Source organism: Mesorhizobium sp. M0140 (genome assembly GCF_040322475.1).
Classification (GTDB): Bacteria; Pseudomonadota; Alphaproteobacteria; order Rhizobiales; family Rhizobiaceae; genus Mesorhizobium.
In genome coordinates, this window is the sequence record NZ_JAMYTM010000071.1 from 1 (window position 1) to 3,725 (window position 3,725).

Annotated in this window: 2 protein-coding genes; one reads left to right on the forward strand and one right to left on the reverse strand. The window is 56.3% G+C overall.

Annotated elements, in window-relative coordinates; translation table 11 throughout:
• Positions 1-154: 154 nt before the first annotated feature.
• Complete coding sequence (locus tag NKJ37_RS31815; protein ID WP_352776430.1) at positions 155-1,324, reverse strand: M24 family metallopeptidase; 1,170 nt, start codon at positions 1,322-1,324, stop codon at positions 155-157.
• 986 nt (positions 1,325-2,310) lie between these two features.
• Here NKJ37_RS31815 and NKJ37_RS31820 point away from each other — a divergent pair.
• Positions 2,311-3,504, forward strand: coding sequence for a serine hydrolase domain-containing protein (locus NKJ37_RS31820; protein WP_352776431.1), 1,194 nt, complete (start codon positions 2,311-2,313; stop codon positions 3,502-3,504).
• The last annotated feature ends 221 nt before the right edge of the window (positions 3,505-3,725 follow it).

The window sequence follows — 3,725 nt, forward strand, 5'->3', positions numbered from 1 at the left end:
GCTGAGAATTCCTAGAGCTCGGGGGAGAAGCGCTGTCATTGATCAGGTGTCCTTAATTTTTAAGTCTACGATCTAATTGCGGGATACTCATTGTTGTTGCCCCATCATCGTTCCGGTCATTGGACAATGAGGTTTGCACTCTGTCGTACTCTATCTAAATCTCAAAGATTTTACGTGGCGCGGTGGTCAAGACTTCAACGCCAGACTCAGTGACTCGGATTGTCTCACTGAGTGCATACCCAAAATCTTCATCGATCCAATTGCCCAGCATAAGATGGAAGGTCATGTTCGGCTTCAACTCGGTATAGTCGCCATCTTTTAGGCTCGCAGTCGGCTCAGTCCAGCCAATACCGTGGGCGTACCCGCATCGTGACTCTTTCTTGAGCCCCTCCCGCTCGATGGCGCGATCGAAGGCGTTGGCCACGTCACTGCATGTCGCTCCCGGCCGGACAGACTCAAGCGCAGCTTCGAGGCCGGCGAGTTCGATCTCATGGACCCGACGCAAACGGTCCGAAGGTGTGCCGATCGAGTACGTGCGCATCAGCCCGGCACAATAACCATGGCGCGATCCCCCGATCTCGAGATTGACCTGAGATCCGTGACGAAAGACATCTTCGCTCCACGAAATATGACATGTTCCGGTCCTCGGTGAGGAGCACAAGCTAATTCCCTGTATACCTGTTCCAGACTTGCCATTTGCACCGCGTATCAAGGTTGCTGCGATCTCCGCAGCTGCGTCGGCCTCCCGCACGCCGGGACGTATGACCTCAGCAGCTCGAAGGATTGCCGCGTCTGAAATCGCCGCTGCCTCACGCATAATCTCTATCTCCAGATCAGACTTAACCCCCCGGATCCAAGTAACTGCCTTGGTGCAATCCTGGATCCTGGCATTGGGCAATCGTGTTCTGAACTTCTCCATTGTTGCCGTCGACAGGTTGTATTGATCGATGCCTATGCCAAGGCTTCCAGTAGTCGAATCGTTTAGGTAGTGGATCGCCGCGTCATATCCATCCATTTCGGGGTTTCCGATTAATGCTTCTGGATATGCAATGATCTTGTCGCGCTCCATAAAGCATTGATGAATGGCTGCCGGCGCATCCATGCGCCGCAGAATAAAGGTTGGCTCCTCTTCGTAGGTCGAAACCACTAATGCCTGCGGGACGTAGCTTGAGAGCGCAGTGTATCCTGTGAGGTAGGTGATGTCATGCTGGTTTGACACGACAAGTGTCTCAATATTGCGCTGCACCATGTCCGACTTCACAAGGTCAAGCCGGCGCAGGTATTCGCTTCTGGGGAACGCTTGCGGTCCTCTGCTGATTGTCATGGGGTTGAACTCCATCCATTCCGTTTAGGGGGTCTTGACGCGAGGGGCGTATAGCCCCCCGCTTTTCCGGGCACTCTCTTGATTGCTGAGCACGGTCGACGGGCGGCCGTTGGGGAAATCCGTCTCAGCAGCATGCAAAACCGCCAAGCAGCCTTTTCGGCGAGACAGGCCAGGACCAACGCGATTTACGTATCAACAAAGACATATCCGCTCCTTCTCACGGGCTTTGGAAGCCAGGAGTTCGCCGTCAGCTAGCCGGCCTGCCAAGCAAGCTGCCTCTGCTGACACAAGGCCAAGAAATTCACCTAAGCCGCAGACGGCAGTTCGAAAAAGCTGCCGTTGTGCACTCGTCAACAAGCATTACCTATTTCGTCGCAATAAGGCTTCCGTTTTTACCGCAACTTTGCATAAATCCTGCGCTTGAACATGCAACCATGCAGCGTTTGTGCCCCTCCCGGGGGCACGTGTACACGCCAGGTAGGCAGGTCCAACATGATCGGTGGCGGGGAAATAGGACGTCGATTGCCCGGCTTGCAGCAAGCGCAACTTTCGCCTTGAACTCAGGGCTGTGATTACGGAGGGGGCGTTTCGTCATGGTCTCTCCTGTTCCCGGCTTCTATGCCGTGTTCAGGCAGAAATTCCACTTGTAACCCCTGTCCAAAATTTCCCGATCCAGCTCTCTGCCCGCTTGGCTGACTCGGACCCTGAGCGGGCGCCACGCTCCTGAGGGCACGGCAAACGCGCCTCCGGTGAAATGCTGCGAAAAATATAGCCCTGACGCGCCTTTGGAAGCCAATGTCCCCGCAGGTCACCGGAATTCGCATTAGAAAAATGTTACTGTTTCGTTAGAACAAACATGAGCGAGGTTCGAATTTCGTTGGGTTAGAGTCCTCCGAAGAAACGCTTGGAATCAAGTGTCTTAGGAAGACACGCGCGTAACGACATCGCCGAACTCAGGTTTCAAGACGTACTAGACCAAGAGAGGGATGGAAACGATGAACGCGAGTTCTGAAGGTCTTGCAACTTTGAAGGAAATGGCGGTGATCTCGCCCACGGCGGCGGCCGCCTCTCTCCCTTCGACCGGGTTTACCCCCTGCTGGACTCCGGACCAGCAGATCGTCGCCTACCGCTCGATGGCCAAGATAGAACCGGGCCGCTTGGTGCGCCGTGGGGCCCATGTCAAACTCTTGCCAATAGCCGACCGTCAGATCTCGCCACATTGGATTTGGAAAGGCCGGGCCATGGACGTGGACGCCTACATGGAGGCGGCACGCACATCTGGCGTGATCGTGCTCAAGGACGGCCAGATACTCCTCGAGCGGTATGGCCTCGGGCGTGCGGCGAAAGACTGCTGGGAGGCCCAATCCGTCACCAAGTCGGTCGTCGCGATCCTGCTCGGGTCCGCGATCCAGGATGGCTACATCAAAAACATGTCTGCATTGGTCACCGACCACATCCCCGAGCTCAAGGGCAGCGCCTATGAAGGACTGACCATTCGCCAGCTCGTGACCATGACATCGGGGGTAAAGTTCAACCTTGATTACGTAGATCCCAGCAGCGACAGTTTCAAGTTGTGGTCGGAGCCGTTCGTAGACGGCATAGATCCTGTCGTCGCTTTCATGCGACGGCAGCCCAGGGCCAATCAGCCGGGCGCGACGTTCTTCTATAGCGACCCCGATGCCGCGCTGACCGCAATCTTGGTCTCCAATGCGGTCGGCAAGTCGATGTCAGAATACCTTTCAGAGAAGCTTTGGCAGCCCTGCGGGATGGAAGAAGACGCGTATTGGATCGTGGATCCGGCCGGCAATGAGCGCGGTGGATGCGGCATCTCCATGGCCCTGCGCGACTTTGCCCGCCTCGGCCAGTTCATTCTAGGCGGCGGCAAGGTCGGCGGCGTCGAGTTGCTGCCGCGCGACTGGCTGGCGGAGGCAACCATGACGCAAGTTTCCTTGCCGGAACCTAAGCCTTGGGGTGCGACCGGTTATGGGTATTTTTGGTGGATATACCGGGACGGCTACGCCGCCTTGGGCCACGCTGGCCAGGCAATCTTTGTCTGTACCAGGGACAAGATAGTCATCGCCACCAACTCCGCTTGGCCCGAGCCTAATTGTGACGAGGACTGGCAGGCGCTCGATGCCTTCGTGGCGGCGCTGCACGCGGCGGCTGTAGAGAACCGCTGAGCGAGATCGGCTCCGGAAATGTGAGTTGTCGCGAGGAGTGTTCTTCTCCGCTGACTTCTTTCATCCCGACTTGGATCCTTCGCTTTTTTTGCCGCCGGTGAGGGCGGATAATATTCTGTCCGGGCGGACTGAAGGCCTAGAGCGATTCCTATTTTGAGAGAATCGTAGGATTCCCAAAGCCGGATGTTTGTGATTCAAGATGCTGGCTGGATTGGAGGCCA

Coding starts and splice junctions, on each gene's coding strand:
- NKJ37_RS31815 (WP_352776430.1), bottom strand. CDS start 1,324: ATGACAATCAGCAGAGGACCGCAAGCGTTCCCCAGAAGCGAATACCTG.
- NKJ37_RS31820 (WP_352776431.1), top strand. CDS start 2,311: ATGGAAACGATGAACGCGAGTTCTGAAGGTCTTGCAACTTTGAAGGAA.